Source organism: Aeromicrobium sp. IC_218 (genome assembly GCF_004336805.1).
Classification (GTDB): domain Bacteria; phylum Actinomycetota; class Actinomycetes; order Propionibacteriales; family Nocardioidaceae; genus Aeromicrobium.
Genome location: NZ_SJXM01000018.1, coordinates 1 through 20,115 on the forward strand (window position 1 = coordinate 1; position 20,115 = coordinate 20,115).

Consider the following 20,115-nt stretch of genomic DNA (forward strand, 5'->3'; position numbering starts at 1 on the left):
ACCCGGAAGTTAAGCCTCTCAGCGCCGATGGTACTGCCCCCGGGAGGGGGTGGGAGAGTAGGACGTCGCCGGACAATTTCTAGTGCGCGAGGCCGCCCCAACACACCGGGGCGGCCTCGCAGCCATTCATGACGGAAGGCCCACCACGGGACACGTGGTGGGCCTTCCGTCGTTCTCCGGGCCCGAGCTCAGAGACGCGGATCGCCTTCGGACGGACGTCCCGATGCGTCCACAGAACGACGTGAGGGGTTGCCTCTCGCCTGCTGTTGCGGTGACGATCGAGAGGTAGGTGCCATTCGGGGGAAGGCATGCCATGGGTGATCGCGCGTCCGCGACCTTGGCCGACAAGGTGCGCCTCGCGGTGCGCGCCCAGCGCATCGACCCGGTCGCGGAGACGGGCGAGGTCCAGCGCATCGCCCGCGAGGTCGTGCGCGAGCACGATCAGCGCAGCCTGACCGGCTCGGTGTCGGCCCTGTCCGAGCCGGAGGTCGAGGTCGAGCGCCTGGTCGCCGACGTCAGTGGGCTCGGACCGCTGCAACCGTTCCTGGACGACCAGACGGTCGAGGAGATCTGGATCAACGACCCGGCCCGCGTCTTCGTCGCCCGTAACGGCACGCACGAGCTCACCAGCGTGATGCTCACGACCGAGCAGGTCCGCGAGCTCGTCGAGCGGATGCTGTCCACGTCCGGCCGCCGGCTCGACCTCTCCACGCCGTTCGTCGACGCGATGCTCCCGGGCGGGCACCGTCTCCACGTCGTCCTCGAAGGAATCAGCCGGGGCTTCGCAGCGGTCAACATCCGCAAGTTCGTTGCGGCGGCCCACACCCTGGACGACCTGGTCGGCCTCGGCACGCTGGACCAGCACGCGGCGCACTTCCTCGCCGCGAGCGTCCGGGCGGGCCTCAACATCGTGGTCTCGGGCGGGACGCAGGCCGGCAAGACGACGCTCCTCAACTGTCTCGCCTCGGCCATCCCGGGCAGCCAGCGCCTGATCTCGCTCGAGGAGGTCTACGAGCTCCAGTGCCGTGTGCCCGACTGGGTCAGTCTGCAGACTCGCCAGGCCGGGCTCGAGGGCACGGGCGAGGTCACGCTGCGCGACCTCGTGAAGGAAGCGCTGCGCATGCGACCGAGCCGGCTGATCATCGGCGAGGTCCGAGCGGCCGAGTGCCTCGACCTGCTGCTCGCCCTGAACGCCGGGCTCCCGGGCATGGCGTCCATCCACGCCAGCTCGGCCCGGCAGGCGCTGGTGAAGATGTGCACGCTGCCGCTGCTGGCCGGCGAGAACATCGGCAGCCGGTTCGTGGTCCCGACGGTCGCCAGCTCGGTCGACCTCGTGGTGCACACCGGCATGGACCCGGACGGGCGGCGTGGCGTCCGCGAGGTCGTGGCCGTGACGGGGCGCGTGGAGAACGACACCATCGAGACCGAGCCGGTGTTCGTCCGGCGAGACGGCCGGTTGGAGCGTGCGGGCGGGATCCCCGCACGACGCGACGCGTTCGTGCAGGCCGGCATCGACCTCGACGAGCTCCTGGGGACGGACGCATGGGCAGCCTCGTAGGCCTGGCGCTCGGCGCTGGCCTAGCGCTCCTGTGGTGGACGTGGGTCGACCCGACGTGGCGCCCCGCAGGGCGGGCCGAGACGTCGCGCACGTCCCTGCTGGTGCGAGCGGGCATCCCGGACGTCCGCCTGCGCAGCCTGGTCGGCCTGTGCGGGGGCACGTTCGTGCTCGTCTTCGTGACGGTCGCCGGCATCTCCGGGGTCGGCGTCGTCGGTCTCGCCCTCGGAGCCATGGCGGCGGTCCTGCCGGTGGGTGTGCTCCGGGCCCGTGCCGCGCGCCGGACGCGCGAGCTGGCGGCGCTGTGGCCCGACGCCGTCGACAACCTCGCGTCCGCGGTCCGGGCCGGCCTCTCGCTGCCCGAGGCGTTGCAGCAGCTCGGTGAGCGCGGTCCGGAGGGTCTGCGCGAGCCGTTCGTCGCCTTCGGGCGCGACTACCAGGCGACCGGGCGATTCCACGACAGTCTCGACCGGCTCAAGGATCGTCTGGCGGATCCGGTGGGCGACCGCGTCGTCGAGGCGCTCCGGATCGCCCGCGACGTCGGTGGCGGTGACCTCGGCCGGATGCTCCGCTCCTTGTCGGGGTTCCTGCGCGAGGACCTGCGCACGCGGCGCGAGCTGGAGTCGCGCCAGTCCTGGACCGTCACCGGTGCGAAGCTCGCGGTGGCGGCGCCGTGGATCGTCCTGCTGCTCATGAGCTTCCAGCGCGACGTCATCGTCCGCTTCGCGGAGGGCGCCGGGCCGCTCGTCCTCGCGGTCGGCGCCGTCGCGTGCCTCGCGGCCTACCGGCTGATGCTGCTGATCGGGCGCCTCCCCACCGAACGGAGGATCCTGGCATGACGATGCTGCTCGGCGGTGCGGTCGGTGCCGCCTTCGCCTGCGGGTTGCTGCTCCTCGTCGCCACGTGGGCCCGAGGACGTCGACCGGCCCTCTACGACCGGGTCGCCCCGTATGTGCGCGACGTGCAGCCCGACGCGTACGCCGTCGCTCAGCGCGGCACGTGGGGCGGACTGCTCGCCCCGGCCCTCGCGTGGGCCGGCGAGCGGCTCGGACGGCTGCTGGGCGGCACGCTGAGCGTCGAGCAGCGTCTCGCCCGGCTGGGCGGTGGTCAGACCGTCGCCGGCTTCCGCGTGCAGCAGGTGCTGTGGGGCGTGGCCGGCTTCGCCGTCTGCGCGGGGGTCTCGCTGTGGTGGCTCGTCGGTGCCGGGGCGTCGTCGCCCGCGCTGCTCGTGCTGTGCCTGGTCGGCGCTATCGTCGGGGTGCTCGCCCGCGACAACGCGCTGACCGCGCAGGTCAACCGACGCGAGCAGCGCATGCGAGAGGAGCTGCCGACCGTCGCCGACCTGCTCGCCCTCGCGGTGGCCGCGGGGGAGGGGCCGACCGCGGGGCTGGAGCGCGTCGTGAAGGTCAGCCACGGGGAGCTCTCGCGCGAGCTGGCCCGCGTGCTGGCCGACGTCCGCACCGGCACGACCATGACCCGCGCGCTCGACGACCTCGCGGCGCGCACGGGGCTGGCGTCGCTGGCCCGCTTCGCCGAGGGGCTCGCCGTCGCGGTCGACCGCGGAACGCCGCTCGTGGACGTCCTGCACGCGCAGGCCGCGGACGTCCGGGAGTCGGGCCGGCGCGAGCTCATGGAGCTGGGCGGCCGTCGCGAGGTGGCGATGATGCTTCCGGTCGTCTTCCTGATCCTTCCCGTCACCGTCGTCTTCGCCTTCTACCCGGGCCTCATCGGGCTCAGCCTCACGTCCGGAACGTGACCGATCACAGGGGGAACTGATGAATCGACTGCTCAGCCGCGCGTGGCGCCGGCGCGACGAACGAGGGGACGTGCCGGGGTGGGTCATGGTCACGGTCATGACCGCCGGGCTCGTGGCGGCTCTCACCGCGATCGCGGGACCCCAGCTGCGCAACATGCTCACGACCGCGCTGTCGTCCGTCGGCGGGTGACGTGCCCCGGGCCCGGGACGAGCGCGGTTCGGCCGTGGTCGACTTCGTGCTCGTCATGCTCGTCCTGGTGCCGCTCGTGCTCGGCGTCATGCAGGTCGCGCTCGTGCTGCACGTGCGCAACACGCTCGAGGCCGCGGCGACCGAGGGCGCCCGCGTGTCGGCCTCGCTGGGCGCGACGCCGGCGGACGGGAGCGAGCGCGCCCGGCAGATGATCAGCACCTCGATCGCCGACCGGTTCGCGCGAGACGTGACCGCCGCCCGCACCAGCGTCGGCGGACTCCCGGCCACGGTCGTCCGCGCCCAGGCCTCGGTGCCGCCGCTCGGCCTCTGGGGTCCGGGCATCACGGTCGAGGTCGAGGGCCGGGCGCTCGCGGAGGTCGAGCCGTGATCCGCGACGAGCGGGGCAGCGCGACCATCGAGATGGTCTGGCTGGTCCTGCTGCTGGTCGTGCCGCTCGTCTACCTGTTGCTGTCGGTGCTGGAGGTGCAGCGCGCGGCGTACGCGACGTCCGCGGCGAGTGCCGCGGCGGCGAAGGCGTACGTGCGCGCGCCCGACCTCGCGGCCGCCCAGTCCCGGGCCCAGCTGGCCGCCGCGACCACGCTCGAGGGGCGCGGCGTCGAAGGGGCGCGCGTCGACGTCGTCTGCCGGCCGACCCCGGCGGACTGCCTGCGCCCGGGCTCGTCGGTCCGGGTCACCGTGTCCGGGTCGCAGCGGCTCCCGTTCGTTCCGGACGTCCTGGGTGGCCCGATCGCGTCGGTCGCGGTCGGCAGCACCCACACCGAGCCCTACGGGTCGTACCGCGCGGAGGCTCCGCGATGAGGCGCGACGACGGCTACGCGAGCGTGATGATCGTGGGGTTCTTCCTGGTCGTCGCCCTGCTCAGCGTCGTGGTGGTCAACGCGACCGATGCCTACCTCGCGCGGCAGGACCTCGGGCACCTGGCCGACGGCGCTGCCCTGGCCGCGGCGGACGGCCTGCGCGAGCAGGCCGTCTACACGCAGGGACTCGGCCAGGACGCGCCGCTCGACCCGGTGCAGGCCCGTCGGCTCGTCGCCCAGCACGTGGCCGGTCACGGCGTCACGGGCATGGAGGTCGTGACCACGCCGGACGGCGTCCGGGTCCGTCTGACCCGGCCCGAGTCGCTCGCGTTCACCGTGCCCGGGATGCCCCGGGCCGCGATCGTCCGCGCGGACGCGCACGCGTCCCTACGGCTGGACTGCGTGAGATCGACAAGCCCACGCCCGGACCCGGTGAGGTGCTGCTGAAGGTCGCCGGAGCGGGCGCGTGCCACTCCGACGGCGCCGTGTTCCGCGACTTCGACGCCGACTTCGGGCCCGCGCAGCTCAAGCCGTCGTTCGTCCTCGGTCACGAGAGCTCCGGCTGGGTCGAGGCGCTTGGTGAGGGCGTCACCGGGATCGAGGTCGGCGACGCCTACCTCGTCTACGGCCCCACCGGCTGCGGTCACTGCCGCGCCTGCTCCCGCGGGCAGGACACCTACTGCGAGAACGCCGCCACCATGCCGTACCTGGCCACCGGCCTGGGCCGCGACGGCGGCATGGCCGAGTACGTCGCGGTGCCGGCCCGCAACCTCGTGCCGCTCGGCGACGCCGACCCGGTCGCCGCCGCGCCGCTCTCGGACGCCGGCCTCACGCCGTACCACGCGATCAAGCTCGCCCTGCCGACCCTGGCCGGCGGCGGCAAGCACGCCCTCGTCATCGGCCTGGGCGGCCTCGGCCAGATCGCCGTGCAGATCCTCACCGCGCTCACCGGTGCCACCATCATCGCCACCGACACCCGCGAGGACGCCATGGCGCGCGCGGCCGCGAACGGTGCGGTCACCGTCGCCGGCGGCGAGGGTCAGGCGGACCGGATCCGCGAGGCCACGGGTGGCAAGGGCGTGGACGCGGTGTTCGACTTCGTCGGCGTCGACCCGACCATCGCGCTGGCCATGTCGGTCGTCGCGCTGCGCGGCCGCGTCACCGTCGTGGGCATCGGCAACGGCACCTTCGGCTGGAACTTCTACGGCGCGCCCTACGAGGTCGAGCTCACCAGCACGTACTGGGGCACGATCGAGGAGCTCCACGAGGTCGTCGACATGTACCGCGCCGGCCAGATCACGCCCGAGGTCGAGATCTTCTCGATCGACGACGCGCTCGAGGCCTACCGCAAGCTCGAGGCCGGCGAGCTCGCCGGCCGCGCCGTCGTCGCGCCGCACGGAGCCTGACCGGCCCTGCTCGCCGGCCGGCTAAGGGGTGACGCCCATGCCGGCGAGCAGGCGACCGGCGAGTTTCTCGTCGCCCTCGACCTTGCGGGCGGCGTCGAGCCCGACCGGACGCCGTCCGCCGGCGGCCAGGACGAATGCCTCGCGGTCGAGCACCAGCGTCGCGGTGGTGTCTTCGGACGCTCCGGGTGTCACCGCCCCGCGTCCGTCGTCGCGCACCGACACGGTCACCGGCTCGTGCCCCTCGACGTGCAGGACGACCGACGTGCCGGGCGCCTCCTTCAGCCGCTTGGCCAGCACGTAGCCGAGGCTCTCGGTCAGGTAGTCCACGACGTGCGCCGCCGCGGGGGAGTCGAGCCCGCCCGGACGTCCGACGGCACGGCGCACGTCCTGCTCGTGCATCCACACGTCCAGCGGACGGTTGCGCAGCAGCGTGCGGGTCGACCAGCCGATCGCGCCGAACAGGCCGATCGCCGGCGCGTCCGGGTCGGTCGGCGGCTCGGTGGCGAGGTGCTCGCGGCGCCGGCCCGCGCTCGTGCGGATCTCCTCGACCAGCTCGTCGCCGGTGCGGTCGGCCCGGGCCAGCACGCCGGCCTCGGTGAACATGCCCATGTCGCTGCGGACGTGCCCGGGACGCTCGAACGCTACGTCCTTGTGCCGGCCGCCGGCGGTCAGGTGCTCCAGGTGCGCGGTGTGCGCCGCCACGGCGTGCACGTCCCAGCCGGGCAGGTCGGTCGCGAGCCGCCACTCGTCGTCCGACAGGCCGTCGAGCAGGTCGGCGAACGCGTTCACCGCCTGCCACCAGACGTCGATCTCGTGCTGCAGGGGAGAGGTGTCCGTCATGGGCGTCACCGTAGGGGACGCGCGGTCCGCGTCCGGGATGAGAGCCGCGCCCGACCTGGCTAGGGTCGTCAGCATGCTGGGGGTTCGCGCCACAGGCGCCGCGTTGATGTCCGTGCTGCTGCTCACCGCCTGCTCGGGCGGGGACGACGAGCCGCAGGCGGAGCCGAGCCCCACCAGCACCTCCGCCTCGCCGTCGGCCACGCCGACGCCGAGCGCCACCCCGTCCTCGTCGTCCGACCTGCCGGCCAGCTGCGCCGAGCTCGGTCTCGACGCCGGCGCGGACGCCCAGGGTCGCGCCCTGGCCACGTGCCTGGACGACGCGCTGAAGCAGGCCGGTTCGGGCGTCGAGCAGGTCGTCGGCGACGACCTCAGCGCCACGATCCGCTTCACCTGGGCCGACGACGTCGCGTACGCCGGCGAGGTGCAGAGCTCCGACGGCCCGATCGGGCTCGTCGTCGTGCCGCCCACCACCTGGGTCGACCTGGGGGACACCTGGGCGAAGTCCGACCCGGACGGCGACGAGAACGAGATGATCGCCGCCGACATCGGCGGTCTGGTCGCGCCCGTCGCCGACCCCGGCACCGTCGTCGACCTGGTCGGAGGCTCGAAGCGTTGGACCGTCGGTGCCCGCACCGAGAAGGTCGACCAGCCGGACGGCACCACGGTCACCGCCTGGCCGCTGGAGTCCGCCCCGTTCACCGCTGACGGCACCTCGGTGAAGGACGCCGTGCTGTGGCTGGACGACGACACGCTGGCCCCGGTCGGCATGAAGGCCACCGTGACCACCGACGGCACGACCACCACCGTCACCCGCTACTTCAGCCAGCTCGGCGAGCCGCAGACGATCACGCCCCCGCAGTGACCGGCGGTGCCGGCGGCCCGCGCGACTAGGGTGCGGAGCATGCGCCGCACCGTCGCCGTCCTGGCCCTCGCCCTGCTGACCGTCGCCGGGTGCACGGGCGAGGACGACGAGCCCGTCACGCTCACCGCCCAGCGGGACGGCGCCTACCAGCAGCCGGCGTCCTGCGCCGGTCTCGGCGTCGAGGCCGGCGCCCGGGTGCGGGGCGCCGACCTCGCCACCTGCATCGACGACTCGCTCGAGGCCCACGTCACCGGTCGCCAGACGCTGTCGGCCGGCCAGGACGGTGGCGTCGTGAACGTCACCTACAGCCTGGGCGACCCGAAGGGGTACGAGTCCGGCGGGTCCCAGGACTTCGTCGTGATCGGCGACCAGGCCTGGCTGCAGACCGAGGACGGGTGGGTCGAGAGCGACCCGGACGGGGAGAAGGAGCAGCAGATGGCCGCGCAGCTCGCCGACTCCCTCACCGGCGACTTCGTCGTGGACACGGTGTCCCTGGCGGACTCGGGCACCTGGCGGGTCGGACGCCCGCAGACGATCGAGCTGCGCCAGGGCGGGACGGTGCAGGACGCGTGGCCGGTCAGCGTGACTGCGCCCTACGCCCCCGACGACCTCACCCGTGTGACCCGGCACGTCGTGTGGCTCGACCGCACGCTCAGCCCGGTCAAGATCGAGCTGGACGCCACCGTCGACGGCTCGGCGGCGCAGAGCACCGCCGAGATGTACGCGCTCGGCGAGCAGATCACCATCACCGCTCCGCAGTGACGGACCTGCGTCCGCTCCGCCGGCGCGCGTGCGGGACGATAGGAGCCATGGACGAGCACCGCGAGGACCGGGCCGAGCGCCCGGACAGCCGCTCCGGCGGCCTGCTGCGCAACGTGCTGCTGCTCCTGCTCTTCACGTCGTCCGGCCGGGTGCTCTCGCTGCTGCCGCTGGACGCCTTCGCCGACTCGCCCACCGCGCGGCTGCTGACCGCCGGGGACGCCATCGCCGCCGCGGCCTGGCTGGGCATCGGCCTGCTCGTCGCCGCGCTCGGCGTGTGGGCGGTGCAGCGGGCCCGCGACGACGCCTAGCCCGGCAGGCCCAGCTGCTCGCGCAGCCGTGCGCACCAGCGCGGCTCGTCGCCGTAGCGCTGGAACGGCACCAGCCGTCCGTGCCGGCTGTCGTCGAGCAGCGTCTCGAACCGGCTCTCGCGGGTGGCCTCGCGCTTGGCCGAGACCACCCAGTGCGCGCACACGCGGCGGTACGTGGCGCTGGCCCCGTGCCACCAGGCGCTCGCGACCGGGTCGGCCTCGAGCCGGGCCAGCATCTTGGGCGTGAGCTCGTCGTCGTTCTCGTGCGAGTACGTGCCGGTGCGCTCGGGCGTGCGCCGCTCGTAGGCGGCAAGCCCGGCCGGCGTCATGCGTCCCTCGGCGACCAGGCGCTCGACGTGCGCGACGTTGACCGCGCTCCAGGTGCTGGCCTTCTTGCGCGGGGTCCAGCGCTGGCGCCGGACGTCGTCGTCGATGCGCTGGGCCACGCTGTCGATCCAGCCGAAGCACAGCGCCTCGGGCACGGCGTCCTCCCAGGTGAGGCCGCGGTCGGGGACGTGCTTCTTGCGCAGGCCCATCCACAGCTCGGTGGCGGTGTCGTGGTTCGCCTCGAGCCACGCACGGAACTCCGCGGCGTCGCGGAAGAACACGCACGGACGCTCGGGGGTGCCGCCCGGGGTGCCGATGCTCATGGCCCCAGCCTCCCACCGGGCGGGGACACCCGGCGCGACCGTGAGCGCCGACGCCCCAGCCTGTAGCCTCGGACCGTGGCGACAGTGGATTTCGGTGAGCAGCTCAAGGCCCTCGACCAGACGATGACGTCGATCGAGAAGGTGCTGGACCTTCCCAAGATCCAGGCCGAGATCGACGAGCTCCAGGAGCAGGTCGGTGCCCCCGACCTGTGGGACGACCAGGCGAACGCCCAGCGCGTCACCGGACGTCTCTCGGTGCTGCAGGCCGAGGTCGAGCGCGTCTCGGGCCTGCGCCAGCGCATCGACGACGTCGAGGTGCTCGTCGAGCTGGCCCAGGACGAGGGCGACCCCGACTCGATGGCCGAGGCCGAGGCCGAGATCACGCGCCTGCACAAGGCGGTCGAGGCGCTCGAGGTCCGCACGCTCCTGTCGGGCGAGTACGACGAGCGCGAGGCCATCGTGACCATCCGCTCGGGCGCCGGCGGCGACGACGCCACCGACTTCACCGAGATGCTGCAGCGCATGTACCAGCGCTGGGCCGAGCGTCACAAGTACCCGCTGGAGGTCTACGACACTTCCTACGCCGAGGGCGCCGGCATCAAGTCGGTCACCTTCGCGGTCAAGGCGCCGTACGCGTACGGCACGCTGTCGGTCGAGTCCGGCACCCACCGCCTCGTGCGCATCTCGCCGTTCGACAACCAGGGCCGCCGCCAGACGTCCTTCGCCGCCGTCGAGGTCGTGCCCGTGCTCGAGCAGACCGACGAGGTCGACATCCCCGAGGACGAGATCCGCGTGGACGTCTACCGCTCGTCCGGCCCCGGTGGCCAGAGCGTCAACACGACCGACTCGGCCGTGCGCCTGACCCACATCCCGACCGGCACCGTCGTCAGCTGCCAGAACGAGAAGAGCCAGCTGCAGAACAAGGCGTCGGCCATGGTCATCCTCAAGGCCAAGCTGCTCGCGCTGAAGAAGGCCGAGGAGCGCGCCCAGCTCGACGAGCTGCGCGGCGACGTGCAGGCGTCCTGGGGCGACCAGATGCGCAACTACGTCCTCAACCCGTACCAGCTGGTCAAGGACCTGCGCACCGAGCACGAGACCGGCAACACCCAGGCCGTGCTCGACGGCGAGATCGACGACTTCATCGAGGCCGGCATCCGCTGGCGCCGCAGCACGTCGACCGCGGCCTGAGTCCGGCCGGGCCCGGCGAGCCTGCCTTGAAGCCCTCGGCCGGGTCCATACACTCGACCGAGTGATTCGCTTCGACAAGGTCTCCTTGACCTACCCCGGGCAGAAGCGGCCGGCCCTCGACTCCGTCGACCTCGAGGTCGCGAAGGACGAGTTCGTCTTCCTCGTCGGTGCTTCCGGCTCGGGCAAGTCCAGCTTCCTGCGACTCGTGCTGCGTGAGGCCCGCCCCTCGCGCGGACGCGTCTTCGTCGCCGGCAAGGAGATCAACAAGCTGTCGAGCTGGAAGGTGCCGAAGTTGCGCCGCCAGGTGGGCACGGTCTTCCAGGACTTCCGGCTGCTGCCGAACAAGACGGTGCACGACAACGTCGCGTTCGCGCTGCGGGTCATCGGCAAGTCGCGCGCCGAGATCAACGCCGTCGTCCCCGAGACGCTCGAGCTGGTCGGCCTGGAGAACAAGGGCCACCGGTTCCCCGACGAGCTGTCCGGCGGCGAGCAGCAGCGCGTCGCGATCGCCCGCGCGTTCGTCAACCGGCCGATGATCCTCATCGCCGACGAGCCCACCGGCAACCTCGACCCCGCGACGTCCGTCGGCATCATGAAGCTGCTCGACCGGATCAACCGCGCCGGCACGACGGTCGTCATGGCCACCCACGACTCCTCGATCGTCGACCAGATGCGCAAGCGCGTCATCCAGCTCGAGAACGGGCAGGTCGTCCGCGACGAGTCCCGCGGCAACTACGGCTACCAGGGGTGATCCGATGAGCGTCCGCACCGCCCTGGCCGACCTGGGTGTCAGCCTCTCGCGCAACAAGTCCATGACGATCTCGCTGGTCGTCACCATGACCGTCTCGCTGCTGCTGGCCGCGCTCGGCCTGCTGATGCAGTCCCAGGCCGACCGCACCGAGCGCTACTACGGCGACCGGCTCCAGGTGCAGGTCAACCTGTGCACCGAGCTGTCGCCGAGCGCGAACTGCGTCGACGGCGCCGCCTCCGACGCCGACCGCGAGGCCGTCGAGGCCGTGCTCGACCAGAACCCGGAGGTCAAGACCTTCGAGATCCGCACGCCGGAGCAGAACTTCGAGAAGGCCAAGGCCGTCTACAACCAGAACGCGACGGGCCGCAAGACGCTCGACTCGCTGACGGTCGAGGCGTTCCCGCAGTCCTACAACGTCACGCTCGTCGACCGTGACGACTCCGACGGCTTGCAGAGCGAGCTGTCCGGCATGAAGGGCGTCGACAGCGTCAGCTCGCTCAAGCAGCTGCTCGGCCCGCTGTTCGAGCTGCTCGACAAGATGCGCTGGGCCGCGCTCGGCACGTCGCTGGTGCTCATCGTCGCCGCCGTGCTGCAGGTGTCGAACACGATCCGGATGACCGCCTACGCGCGCCGCCGCGAGATCGGCATCATGCGCCTGGTCGGCGCGTCCAGCTGGCACATCCAGCTGCCGTTCCTGCTCGAGTCGCTGGTCGCCGCGCTGGCCTCGGCCGCGCTGGCCTGCGCGGGCCTGGCGGCGTTCATGAAGTTCGTCGTCTACGGCTACCTGCGCGACAACCTCGGCACGATCACCACCTGGGTGAGCTGGTCGGAGTCGGCGGTCGTGATGGGCTGGACGGTCGTGCTCGCGCTCGTCCTGGCCCTCGTCCCGACGCTGGTCATGACCCGCAAGTACCTGGACGTCTGACGTCCGGCCGCGTCGCCGGGCTCAGGTCCGGCGACGCGCGGCCGATGCATGAAGCAGTAGTTGAGACTTTTGCGTTATGGTCGGTTCGGTCACAGCAGTCACGTGCGCCCCAGACGGCCGTTCGCGGTCCCTTCCCCCTGAGGTGGATACATGGTCAAGCTCGCAGTCGGGCGCCGGCGTGCCGCCGTCTCGGCACTCCTGGCCCTCGCGCTGGGCATCGGCGCGATGGCGCCGTCCGTCGCCGACGACAAGTCCGACCTCAAGGACCGCAAGCGCGAGGTCAACGGCAAGATCGAGGACGCCCAGCAGAGCTACGACGAGTCGTCCAAGGCCTACGCCGCGGCGGCGAAGAAGCTGAAGGCCGCCCAGGCCGTGCTCGACAAGGCGCAGGCGCGGCTCAGCGAGACCCGCGCCCAGCTGGCCGAGGCGCAGCGCCGTGACGCCGAGATGCAGCGCAAGCTCGAGCAGACCCAGGCCCGCCTCGAGGCGGCCGAGCGCAGCCTCGAGAAGTCCGAGAAGGAGCTGGCCAAGGCCGAGGTCGGCATCCAGCAGTTCGCGATCGAGACGCTGCAGCAGGGTGACCCGAGCCTGCGCGCCGTCAGTGGCCTGCTCCAGGGCAAGAGCACCTCGGAGTTCTCCGAGCAGATGAGCATCAACAGCTCCATCGCCGACGCCCAGGCCGCCGAGCTGCAGCGCCTGGACGCCCGCAAGGTCATGCTGCAGATCGAGCGCGACGCGGTCGAGAAGCTGCGCGACCAGGTCAAGAAGCAGCGCGAGCAGGCTGCCGCCAACCTCGTCCGCATGCGCGAGCTGGAGGCCGACGCCGAGGTACAGGCCACCAAGGTCGCCGGCCTGGTCGGCGAGCGCGAGGTCGCCCGCAAGGCCGCGGCCAAGATCCAGGCCGCGGACGCCGCCAAGGTCGCGGCGCTCGAGGCCGAGCGCTCCCGCGTCCAGGCCCGGCTCCAGGCGATCGTCCGGCAGGAGCTGGCCGAGGCGCGCCGCCGGGCGGCCGCGAACAAGGGCGGCAACGGCGACAGCGGCGACTCCAGCGACAGCGGCTCCAGCAGCCTCATGCACCCGGTCAGCGGCCCGATCACCAGCCGCTACGGCATGCGCCTGCACCCGGTCACTGGCATCTACAAGCTGCACGACGGCACCGACTTCGGCGTCGGCTGCGGCACGCCGATCCGCGCGGCGGCGTCCGGCCGGATCATCGAGCAGTACTACAACGCCGGCTACGGCAACCGCGTGATCATCAACCACGGCGTCATGCGCGGCAAGAGCGTCATCACGACCTACAACCACCTGTCGGCGTACCGCCGCTCGTCCGGCGCGCGCGTCAGCCGCGGCGACGTGATCGGCTACGTCGGCTCCACCGGGTACTCGACCGGCTGCCACCTGCACTTCATGGTGCTGGTCAACGGCTCGACGACGAACCCGATGAACTGGCTGTAGCGGCGCCCGTCGCCACCGGGTGACTAGACTGGTCCCGTGCCCAAGGAGACCGGTCAGAAGATGATCGCCCAGAACAAGAAGGCGCGTCACGACTACCTCATCGAGGACACCGTCGAGGCGGGCCTCGTGCTCATGGGCACCGAGGTGAAATCCCTGCGCGAGGGGCGCGCGTCGCTCGTCGACGGCTTCGCCGAGATCGACAACCACGGCGAGGCGTGGCTGCTGCAGGTGCACATCCCGCAGTACCTGAACGGCACGTGGACGAACCACGAGACCCGCCGCCGGCGCAAGCTGCTGCTGCACAAGCGCGAGATCGCCAAGCTGGAGCAGCGCGTCGACACCAAGGGCATGTCGCTCATCCCGCTGGCGCTGTACTTCAAGGACGGCCGCGCGAAGGTCGAGCTGGCGGTGGCCCGCGGCAAGAAGTCCTACGACAAGCGCCACGCGATCGCCGAGCGCCAGGCCACCCGCGACGCCGAGCGCGAGGTCGGACGCCGGCTCAAGGGCCTGTGACCCTGCGCGACGAGGACGTCCCCGGGCTCGTCCACGACCTCGGCCTGCCGGGACTGTTCGACGTCCACGTGCACTTCATGCCGCCGAAGATCCTGCAGGCGGTGTGGGCCTACTTCGACGCCGCCGGCCCCAAGCTCGGACGTCCCTGGCCGATCACCTACCGCGGCACCGACGACGAGCGGGTCGCCCAGCTTCGGGCGCTCGGCGTCTCGCGGTTCTCGGCCCTGTCGTACGCGCACAAGCCGGGCGTCGCCGAGTTCATGAACGACTGGGGCCGCGACTTCGCCGCCGACAAGCCCGACTGCCTGTGGTCGGGCACGTTCTTCCCCGAGCCGTCGGCCGCCGAGTACGTGCCGCGGCTGGTCGAGGACGGCGTCGAGGTGTTCAAGGCGCACGTCCAGGTGGGGGAGTTCGACCCGCGCGACCCGCTGCTCGACCCGGTGTGGGAGACGCTGCAGGCGTCCGGCACCCCGGTCGTGCTGCACGCCGGGTCCGGCCCGATGCCCGGCGAGCACACCGGCCCGCAGCAGGTGGCCGACGTGCTGCGCCGCTACCCGGACCTCACCCTCGTGATCGCCCACCTCGGCATGCCGGAGTCGCACGAGTTCCTCGCCCTGGCGGCGGACCACCCGAACGTCCACCTCGACACGACGATGGTCTGGGTCGACTTCTTCGGCACGCCGCACGACCCGACGCTGCTGCCGAAGGTCGTCGAGCTGCAGGACCGCATCCTGCTCGGCACGGACTTCCCGAACATCCCGTACCCGTACGCGCACCAGGTCGAGTCGCTCGTCGGCCTCGACCTCGGTCGCGACTGGCTGCGCGACGTGCTGTGGCACAACGGAGCGCGCCTGTTCGGCGTCGAAGGCCCCGTCGGGGAATGACCGGGCGCCGGACGTGGTTGGAACCGGTACAGTAGGACAGCCGGGCGACCGGCATTGACAACACCACAAGGGGCTGAACGGTTTCGACTTTGGTCGTACGGTTCAGGAGAAGCGGGTAGAGGACCCATGGTCATCTCTTTAACGATCCATGGAAACTCACAAGTGCCGAGAACAAGCGCACTGACTTCACCCTCGCTGCCTGACAGCGACTGGTGAAGGGCGGACCTGGAGTGTTCCCGATCCAGATCATCCGTCTCATCTAGGGGACTTGCTGGTCACGCCGTGCCACGGGGCGTGACCGGGACTTTTTCGTGGCTGAGCCTGTCGACGACGCGTTCGTCCGAGCGTCGGGGCTGAGAAAAGCGACAGACGAACTGCACCCGGAGAAGTCCTGAAGCTGCGTCAGAGGACCCGGGTTCGATTCCCGGCAGCTCCACGCGCCAGAAGGGCCACCTCGTCCGCGAGGTGGCCCTTCGTCGTTTCCGCACGTCCTCAGGCGCCGGGCGTCAGCTTGTAGTGCAGTCGGATGACCCGGGCGGACCGCAGCCGGAGCTCATGGTCGGTGCGCAGCGTGCCCTCGTCGTCCACGAAGACGCGGAAGGTCTCGTGCAGGGGCACGCGCGCGGCGTGCGTCCCGCGCGAGTCGACGACGACGTACGTGCCGTCCTGGCCGAACGAGCCGGACGTCGACGTCAGCCCCAGCGCCCCGCCGGGCAGGACGTCCGGCCGCAGGAACACCTGCACGTTGCCCGACTCCAGGGGGAACACCACGCTCACGCTGGGACGGTCCGACGTCGGGAGGCGGCGCACCGAGTAGCAGCCGCTGAAGACGTACTCACCGGTCGAGCGGAGCGTGCGCAGCCAGCCAGCGGCGCGTTGGACGCCGTCCGCGTCGAGGATCGGGACGACCCGGCTGTCCATGCCGTGCGCGACGTCGAGCGGCCGGGTGGGGAGCGCGAGCTGCTGGACCCGCCGGCCGAACAGCCGCGTGACGAGCTCGCCGCCGGGCTGCAGCACGGGGTTCCACTGCGTCCACACCTCCATCCGCCAGGTCGAGGTGCGCTCGTAGAAGTCGCGGACGAGCGGGTGCAGGTCGGCGGCCCGGAAGCCGGGACCGTCCAGGAGCTCCATGGACGCGAGCAGGCCGGCCTCGGTGGTCGGGTCGGCGACGACGCCGCCGACGCGGGTCGCCTCGGCGTGCAGCCAGGTGTCGCCGACGTGCTGTCCGGCGTGCATGGGGCCGTCGAGCCAGCGCTCTGCGCCCACGAGGTCGACCGGGCGGCCGCGCAGCCGCCAGAAGGTCCGTGTGGCGCGGTCGAGGCGGTGCATCGGTGACGTCACGGGGCTCAGTGTGCCCGACCGGGCCGGGCGGCGAGCGCTACGTCCTACTCCGCGGCACTCGCCTGCTGGCGCAGGCCGGCCAGCAGCAGGTCGAGCCCGGCAGCGAACAGGTCCTCGTCGCGGTGCTGCTCGAACTCCTCCGTGACCTCGGCCAGGAACGGGTGCGTCGCCGGGTCGACGGCGCGCCACGTCGTGCGGAGCCGCTCCAGGAACGCTTCACGCTCGTCGTCGGCCATCTCCTCGATCGCGGCCGGCCCGTGGTCGAGCTCGGCCGAGACGCCCACGACGTAGCCGATGACGGCGGACACCGCGTGGAAGCGCTGGCGCGTGGTGAGCGGCAGCCGCTGCAGCTGCTGTCCGATGCGGTCGTAGAGGGCCATGCTGTTCGGCTGGAAGCCGAAGTCCTGCATGAGGTACGCGCCGAGCCAGCGGCGTCGGGCGATCGCCTCGTAGACGGCCATCGCGAGGGCGCGGACGTTGTCGACCGGGTCGGCGTCGTCCGGCAGCGTCGTGGCCGCGGAGACCTCGCCGAGCACGTGGTCGGCGGCCCGCCCCACGAGCTCGTCCTTGCTGCCGACGTACCAGTAGATGCTGCCGACGCCTCCGCCCAGCCGTGCGGCCAGGGCGCGGAACGTCAGGGCGTCGGCCCCCGCCTCGTCGAGCAGCGCGACGGTGCCGAGCACGACGCTCTCGAGCGAGTGCTGGGCCCGCTTCCGGGATCCGGCAGGGCCTGCGGCGGCGGACGTGGGGGAGGACGGCATGGAGCCATTGAAGCAGGTCTTGCCCGCGACCGAACAGCGTTCTATCATCGAACCGCGTTCGATAACCGAACGTTGTTCGAGAACGGAGGACGCCATGTCCACGACCACCCTCCCGGCCCCGCCCGGACCCACCTCCCTGCGCCAGGCCTGGCTGCCGCTCACGGCGCTCGCCCTCGCGTTCTTCGTCGAGATGGTGGACAACACCGTCCTGACCATCGCGCTGCCGACCATCGCCCGAGACCTGGACGCGGGCCCGCTCGCGCTGCAGTGGGTGACCGGGGCCTACGCGCTCACCTTCGGCGGGCTGCTGCTCACCGCCGGCACGATCGCCGACCGGTTCGGGCGGCGCCGGGTGCTGCTCGCCGGCATCGCCGCGTTCGGCGTCGTCAGCGCGTTCGCCATGACGGTGGAGAGCGCCGGACAGCTCATCGTGCTCCGGGCGGCGCTCGGGGTCGCGGCCGCCGCGATGGCACCGGTGACGATGTCCTTGGTCTACCGGCTGTTCGACACCGAGGCGCTGCGGATGCGGGCCATCTCGGTCATGGTCGTCGTCGGCATGACCGGGTTCGCGCTGGGGCCGATCCTGGCCGGCACCGCGCTGGCCCACCTGAGCTGGCACTGGCTGCTGCTGGTCAACGTGCCGATCGCCGTCGTGGCGTGGTGCGGCGTGCGCGTGGGCATCGCGCCGGACCGCACCGAGGACCTGCACGGCGCCCCGTTGGACGTGCCGGCGGCGGTCCTGACGATGGCCGCGCTCGGCCTCGGTGCGTACGTCCTGACGTCCGGGGTGGAGCGGGGCTGGCTGGCCCCGGTCACCGTGGCGACCGGACTGGGCGCGCTCGCCGCGGCCGTGCTGTTCGTCGTCCGGGAGCGGCGCGCGGTGTTCCCGATGCTCGACCTCGCGCTGCTGCGCGCGCCGGCGCTGCGGGGCGCGGTGCTGGCCCAGCTCGGCGGCAGCGTCGCGATGATGGTCTCGATGTTCGCCCTGACCCTGCACTTCCAGGACGCCTACGGGTGGAGCCCGGTGCGGGCCGGGTTCGCCATGCTGCCCGTCGTCGCCACGATGCTGCTGGCCACGCCGCTGGCCGAGCTCGCCGCCGGACGCCTGGGACACCGCGTCGGGTGCCTGCTCGCGGTGGCGGTGATGAGCGTGGCGATGCTCGGCCTGGCGGTGGCGATCCCGCACGGCTACGTCCCGGTCGTCGCGGCGATGGTGGTGCTGACGGCGGGGCTCCGCGTGATCATGACCGTCTGCGCGATCGCCCTCGTCGACGCGATGCCGGCGAACCGCACGAGCGTCGGCACCGCGCTCAACGACACCGCCCAGGAGGTCGGCACCAGCGTCGGCGCCGCCCTGGTCGGGACGGCGCTGGCCGCCGCGCTGGGCAGCACGCCGGCCGGGGCGTGGACCGCGGCGACGGTGTCGTCGTTCGTGCACGGCGAGCAGGTCGCGTTCCTGCTCACCGCGGTGCTGGTGGGCGTCGTGGCGGGGTACGGCTCGAGCCGGCTGACCGACTCGCGCAGCACCGAGGAGCACTGACCGGACCGGACGGGCGCTCGGGTCGCGGGCGGACGCAGAACGGCTAGCGTCGAGAGCGCCCGCGCGTCGTCCGGACCGCGGGGGACCGCAGCGAGGAGCTTCCATGCAGCAGCGACGCATCGGCGACAGGCAGGTCAGCGCGATCGGGCTGGGCGGCATGCCCATGTCGGTCGAGGGACGCCCCGACCGCGAGCGGTCGATCGCGACCGTCCACGCCGCCCTCGACGCCGGCGTGACCCTCATCGACACCGCCGACGCCTACCACCTGGGCGCGGACGAGGTCGGCCACGACGAGACCGGCCACAACGAGTCGCTCGTCGCCGAGGCGCTGCGCTCGTGGGGTGGCAGCACCGATGACGTCCTCGTGGCGACGAAGGGCGGCCACCAGCGCCAGCCCGACGGCACCTGGACGCTCGACGGACGTCCCGAGCACATCCGCGAGGCGGCGCGGGCGTCCGCGTCGCGGCTGGGCGTCGAGGCGATCGACCTGTACCAGTACCACCGCCCCGACCCGGACGTGCCGTACGAGGAGACGCTCGGTGCCTTCGCCGAGCTGCTGCAGGACGGTGTCATCCGGGCAGCGGGCATCTCCAACGCCGACCCCGAGCAGATCCAGCTGGCCCACCGGGTGCTGGGGGACGGGCTCGTCGCCGTGCAGAACCAGTTCTCGCCCGCCTTCCGGTCCAGCCACCCCGAGCTCGCGCTGTGCGCCGAGCTCGGCCTGGCCTTCCTGCCCTGGAGCCCGCTCGGTGGGATGAAGCAGGCTCGGGAGCTGTCCGAGCGGCACGCCGCGTTCGGCCGGGTCGCCGAGGCGCACGGCGTCAGCCCGTACCAGGTCACGCTGGCCTGGGAGCTGGCCCTGTCGCCCACGGTCATCCCGATCCCCGGTGCCTCCCGGCCCGAGAGCATCACCGACTCGGCGAAGGCCGTGCACCTGGAGCTCAGCCCGGACGAGGTGGCCGAGCTCACCGCATCCGGAGACTGAGGCTCAGACGCGGTCGTAGAGGGCGAGGAAGACGGCGGCGACGCCCGCGCCGGTGACCAGCGCGGTGGCGAACGTCGTCACCGAGCGGTGCCACCAGGTGGCGACCAGCCACACGAGCACGCCGGCGCCGACCTGGCCCCACCAGTACTCGGGCGCGGTGGTGTCGCCGACGACGGTCAGGCCGTAGACGCCCTCGCCGACGAGCACGCCGGCCAGCGTCCCGGCGCCGAGGCCGCCCTGGACCGCGGTGCCGTAGCGCGACCACCAGGCGCCCAGCCCGAGCGCGGGGCCGGCCACCAGGCCGGCCGCACCCCAGAACGTCACGAGCCAGGACGAGGTGGCGAACCCGCGGAGCTCGGACGCCACGAGGTAGCCGGCGAGCAGGGCCCACAGCGCGAGCGCTCCGCCGACCAGGGCCACCCCGAGCCGCGGGGCGCGCAGGGCGAGCAGGAACGCCACGAGCGACCACGAGCCGCTGGAGTTCGCGAAGGACGAGACCTCGTCGGGCAGCAGCTTCTGGCCGAACGACGTCAGCACGCCGAGGACGAAGCCGGTCACCAGGACGACGGCGAGGGACCGGACCACGAGACGCACGCCGCGACGCTAGTGCACCCCGTCCCCGCGC

The 20,115-nt window shown here is 72.3% G+C and carries 24 protein-coding genes and 1 other RNA gene; 20 read left to right on the forward strand and 5 right to left on the reverse strand.

The features are described from left to right. The first annotated feature begins 313 nt into the window (after window positions 1–313). Genes E0W78_RS15205 through E0W78_RS15235 form a run of 8 tightly spaced genes read left to right on the forward strand, consistent with a single transcriptional unit; the run spans window position 314 to window position 5,725 of the window. Entirely contained in the window at window positions 314–1,558 is a 1,245-nt protein-coding gene (locus E0W78_RS15205) for an ATPase, T2SS/T4P/T4SS family (protein WP_131404784.1), read from the forward strand. After that, a complete protein-coding gene (locus E0W78_RS15210; RefSeq protein WP_131404785.1) occupies window positions 1,543–2,394 on the forward strand; it encodes a type II secretion system F family protein in 852 nt (283 codons plus the stop codon). The genes E0W78_RS15205 and E0W78_RS15210 overlap by 16 nt, the downstream gene beginning before the upstream one ends. Next, the gene (locus E0W78_RS15215; protein ID WP_131404786.1) at window positions 2,391–3,311 is read left to right on the forward strand and encodes a type II secretion system F family protein; all 921 of its coding nucleotides are present in this window, start codon (window positions 2,391–2,393) and stop codon (window positions 3,309–3,311) included. The genes E0W78_RS15210 and E0W78_RS15215 overlap by 4 nt, the downstream gene beginning before the upstream one ends. 19 nt (window positions 3,312–3,330) lie before the next feature. Further along, window positions 3,331–3,501 carry a hypothetical protein gene (locus E0W78_RS16645; RefSeq protein ID WP_165570532.1) on the forward strand — a complete coding sequence of 57 codons (171 nt, stop codon included), beginning with the start codon at window positions 3,331–3,333 and terminating at the stop codon, window positions 3,499–3,501. A gap of 1 nt (window position 3,502) precedes the next feature. Continuing rightward, complete coding sequence (locus E0W78_RS15220; RefSeq protein WP_131404787.1) at window positions 3,503–3,889, forward strand: TadE/TadG family type IV pilus assembly protein; 387 nt, start codon at window positions 3,503–3,505, stop codon at window positions 3,887–3,889. Beyond that, window positions 3,886–4,320, forward strand: a complete 435-nt coding sequence (locus E0W78_RS15225) for a hypothetical protein (RefSeq protein WP_131404788.1) — start codon at window positions 3,886–3,888, stop codon at window positions 4,318–4,320. Before E0W78_RS15220 ends, E0W78_RS15225 begins: the two co-directional genes overlap by 4 nt. Then, window positions 4,317–4,766: a pilus assembly protein TadG-related protein gene (locus E0W78_RS15230; protein ID WP_131404789.1), complete on the forward strand. Its 450-nt coding sequence runs from the start codon at window positions 4,317–4,319 to the stop codon at window positions 4,764–4,766. The genes E0W78_RS15225 and E0W78_RS15230 overlap by 4 nt, the downstream gene beginning before the upstream one ends. Next, window positions 4,757–5,725, forward strand: a complete 969-nt coding sequence (locus E0W78_RS15235; protein WP_242686378.1) for an alcohol dehydrogenase catalytic domain-containing protein — start codon at window positions 4,757–4,759, stop codon at window positions 5,723–5,725. The genes E0W78_RS15230 and E0W78_RS15235 overlap by 10 nt, the downstream gene beginning before the upstream one ends. 21 nt (window positions 5,726–5,746) lie before the next feature. Here the strand turns inward: E0W78_RS15235 and E0W78_RS15240 are convergent, their stop codons facing one another. Continuing rightward, the gene (locus tag E0W78_RS15240) at window positions 5,747–6,565 is read right to left on the reverse strand and encodes a maleylpyruvate isomerase family mycothiol-dependent enzyme (RefSeq protein ID WP_131404790.1); all 819 of its coding nucleotides are present in this window, start codon (window positions 6,563–6,565) and stop codon (window positions 5,747–5,749) included. 73 nt (window positions 6,566–6,638) lie between these two features. Between E0W78_RS15240 and E0W78_RS15245 the strand changes: the two genes are divergently transcribed. From E0W78_RS15245 to E0W78_RS15255, 3 genes are read left to right on the forward strand one after another with little or no spacing between them, the layout of a single operon-like run. Then, a complete protein-coding gene (locus tag E0W78_RS15245) occupies window positions 6,639–7,427 on the forward strand; it encodes a hypothetical protein (RefSeq protein ID WP_165570533.1) in 789 nt (262 codons plus the stop codon). 39 nt (window positions 7,428–7,466) lie between these two features. Then, complete coding sequence (locus E0W78_RS15250) at window positions 7,467–8,189, forward strand: hypothetical protein (RefSeq protein ID WP_131404792.1); 723 nt, start codon at window positions 7,467–7,469, stop codon at window positions 8,187–8,189. 47 nt (window positions 8,190–8,236) lie between these two features. Next, window positions 8,237–8,497: a hypothetical protein gene (locus E0W78_RS15255; protein ID WP_131404793.1), complete on the forward strand. Its 261-nt coding sequence runs from the start codon at window positions 8,237–8,239 to the stop codon at window positions 8,495–8,497. Here the strand turns inward: E0W78_RS15255 and E0W78_RS15260 are convergent. Beyond that, window positions 8,494–9,147 (reverse strand): YdeI/OmpD-associated family protein, encoded by a 654-nt coding sequence (locus tag E0W78_RS15260; RefSeq protein WP_131404794.1) that lies wholly within the window; start codon window positions 9,145–9,147, stop codon window positions 8,494–8,496. The genes E0W78_RS15255 and E0W78_RS15260 overlap by 4 nt on opposite strands. A 75-nt stretch (window positions 9,148–9,222) precedes the next feature. On the opposite strand from E0W78_RS15260, the gene prfB reads away from it, so the two are divergent. The 7 genes from prfB (at window position 9,223) to ssrA (ending at window position 15,302) form a co-directional block, all read left to right on the forward strand. Then, window positions 9,223–10,335, forward strand: coding sequence for a peptide chain release factor 2 (gene prfB, locus E0W78_RS15265; RefSeq protein WP_131404795.1), 1,113 nt, complete (start codon window positions 9,223–9,225; stop codon window positions 10,333–10,335). 61 nt (window positions 10,336–10,396) lie between these two features. Continuing rightward, window positions 10,397–11,086, forward strand: coding sequence for a cell division ATP-binding protein FtsE (gene ftsE, locus E0W78_RS15270; protein WP_131404796.1), 690 nt, complete (start codon window positions 10,397–10,399; stop codon window positions 11,084–11,086). Between the two features lie 4 nt (window positions 11,087–11,090). After that, complete coding sequence (gene ftsX / locus E0W78_RS15275; protein WP_131404797.1) at window positions 11,091–12,011, forward strand: permease-like cell division protein FtsX; 921 nt, start codon at window positions 11,091–11,093, stop codon at window positions 12,009–12,011. Between the two features lie 150 nt (window positions 12,012–12,161). Beyond that, window positions 12,162–13,466 carry a M23 family metallopeptidase gene (locus tag E0W78_RS15280; protein ID WP_131404798.1) on the forward strand — a complete coding sequence of 435 codons (1,305 nt, stop codon included), beginning with the start codon at window positions 12,162–12,164 and terminating at the stop codon, window positions 13,464–13,466. Between the two features lie 36 nt (window positions 13,467–13,502). Beyond that, window positions 13,503–13,979: an SsrA-binding protein SmpB gene (gene smpB, locus E0W78_RS15285; protein WP_131404799.1), complete on the forward strand. Its 477-nt coding sequence runs from the start codon at window positions 13,503–13,505 to the stop codon at window positions 13,977–13,979. Next, window positions 13,976–14,863, forward strand: coding sequence for an amidohydrolase family protein (locus E0W78_RS15290; protein ID WP_242686379.1), 888 nt, complete (start codon window positions 13,976–13,978; stop codon window positions 14,861–14,863). Before smpB ends, E0W78_RS15290 begins: the two co-directional genes overlap by 4 nt. Before the next feature lie 69 nt (window positions 14,864–14,932). Next, window positions 14,933–15,302, forward strand: a transfer-messenger RNA (tmRNA) gene (gene ssrA / locus E0W78_RS15295). Between the two features lie 53 nt (window positions 15,303–15,355). Here the strand turns inward: ssrA and E0W78_RS15300 are convergent. Both E0W78_RS15300 and E0W78_RS15305 read right to left on the reverse strand, forming a co-directional pair. Further along, the gene (locus E0W78_RS15300) at window positions 15,356–16,204 is read right to left on the reverse strand and encodes a hypothetical protein (protein WP_242686380.1); all 849 of its coding nucleotides are present in this window, start codon (window positions 16,202–16,204) and stop codon (window positions 15,356–15,358) included. 44 nt (window positions 16,205–16,248) lie between these two features. After that, window positions 16,249–16,965 (reverse strand): TetR/AcrR family transcriptional regulator, encoded by a 717-nt coding sequence (locus E0W78_RS15305; protein ID WP_131404800.1) that lies wholly within the window; start codon window positions 16,963–16,965, stop codon window positions 16,249–16,251. Between the two features lie 94 nt (window positions 16,966–17,059). Between E0W78_RS15305 and E0W78_RS15310 the strand changes: the two genes are divergently transcribed. Both E0W78_RS15310 and E0W78_RS15315 read left to right on the forward strand, forming a co-directional pair. After that, window positions 17,060–18,505 carry an MFS transporter gene (locus tag E0W78_RS15310; RefSeq protein ID WP_131404801.1) on the forward strand — a complete coding sequence of 482 codons (1,446 nt, stop codon included), beginning with the start codon at window positions 17,060–17,062 and terminating at the stop codon, window positions 18,503–18,505. A gap of 103 nt (window positions 18,506–18,608) precedes the next feature. Beyond that, window positions 18,609–19,490, forward strand: coding sequence for an aldo/keto reductase (locus E0W78_RS15315; RefSeq protein WP_131404802.1), 882 nt, complete (start codon window positions 18,609–18,611; stop codon window positions 19,488–19,490). Window positions 19,491–19,493: 3 nt separating this feature from the next. On the opposite strand, the gene E0W78_RS15320 is transcribed toward E0W78_RS15315, so the two are convergent. After that, window positions 19,494–20,084, reverse strand: coding sequence for a DUF6518 family protein (locus tag E0W78_RS15320; protein WP_131404803.1), 591 nt, complete (start codon window positions 20,082–20,084; stop codon window positions 19,494–19,496). Between the last annotated feature and the right edge of the window lie 31 nt (window positions 20,085–20,115).

Bases quoted from the DNA above. Each gene is read 5' to 3' on its own strand.
- E0W78_RS15205 (WP_131404784.1), top strand. From the start codon at position 314: ATGGGTGATCGCGCGTCCGCGACCTTGGCCGACAAGGTGCGCCTCGCG.
- E0W78_RS15210 (WP_131404785.1), top strand. From the start codon at position 1,543: ATGGGCAGCCTCGTAGGCCTGGCGCTCGGCGCTGGCCTAGCGCTCCTG.
- E0W78_RS15215 (WP_131404786.1), top strand. From the start codon at position 2,391: ATGACGATGCTGCTCGGCGGTGCGGTCGGTGCCGCCTTCGCCTGCGGG.
- E0W78_RS16645 (WP_165570532.1), top strand. From the start codon at position 3,331: ATGAATCGACTGCTCAGCCGCGCGTGGCGCCGGCGCGACGAACGAGGG.
- E0W78_RS15230 (WP_131404789.1), top strand. From the start codon at position 4,317: ATGAGGCGCGACGACGGCTACGCGAGCGTGATGATCGTGGGGTTCTTC.
- E0W78_RS15240 (WP_131404790.1), bottom strand. From the start codon at position 6,565: ATGACGGACACCTCTCCCCTGCAGCACGAGATCGACGTCTGGTGGCAG.
- E0W78_RS15245 (WP_165570533.1), top strand. From the start codon at position 6,639: ATGCTGGGGGTTCGCGCCACAGGCGCCGCGTTGATGTCCGTGCTGCTG.
- E0W78_RS15250 (WP_131404792.1), top strand. From the start codon at position 7,467: ATGCGCCGCACCGTCGCCGTCCTGGCCCTCGCCCTGCTGACCGTCGCC.
- E0W78_RS15255 (WP_131404793.1), top strand. From the start codon at position 8,237: ATGGACGAGCACCGCGAGGACCGGGCCGAGCGCCCGGACAGCCGCTCC.
- E0W78_RS15260 (WP_131404794.1), bottom strand. From the start codon at position 9,147: ATGAGCATCGGCACCCCGGGCGGCACCCCCGAGCGTCCGTGCGTGTTC.
- ftsX (WP_131404797.1), top strand. From the start codon at position 11,091: ATGAGCGTCCGCACCGCCCTGGCCGACCTGGGTGTCAGCCTCTCGCGC.
- E0W78_RS15280 (WP_131404798.1), top strand. From the start codon at position 12,162: ATGGTCAAGCTCGCAGTCGGGCGCCGGCGTGCCGCCGTCTCGGCACTC.
- E0W78_RS15305 (WP_131404800.1), bottom strand. From the start codon at position 16,965: ATGCCGTCCTCCCCCACGTCCGCCGCCGCAGGCCCTGCCGGATCCCGG.
- E0W78_RS15310 (WP_131404801.1), top strand. From the start codon at position 17,060: ATGTCCACGACCACCCTCCCGGCCCCGCCCGGACCCACCTCCCTGCGC.
- E0W78_RS15315 (WP_131404802.1), top strand. From the start codon at position 18,609: ATGCAGCAGCGACGCATCGGCGACAGGCAGGTCAGCGCGATCGGGCTG.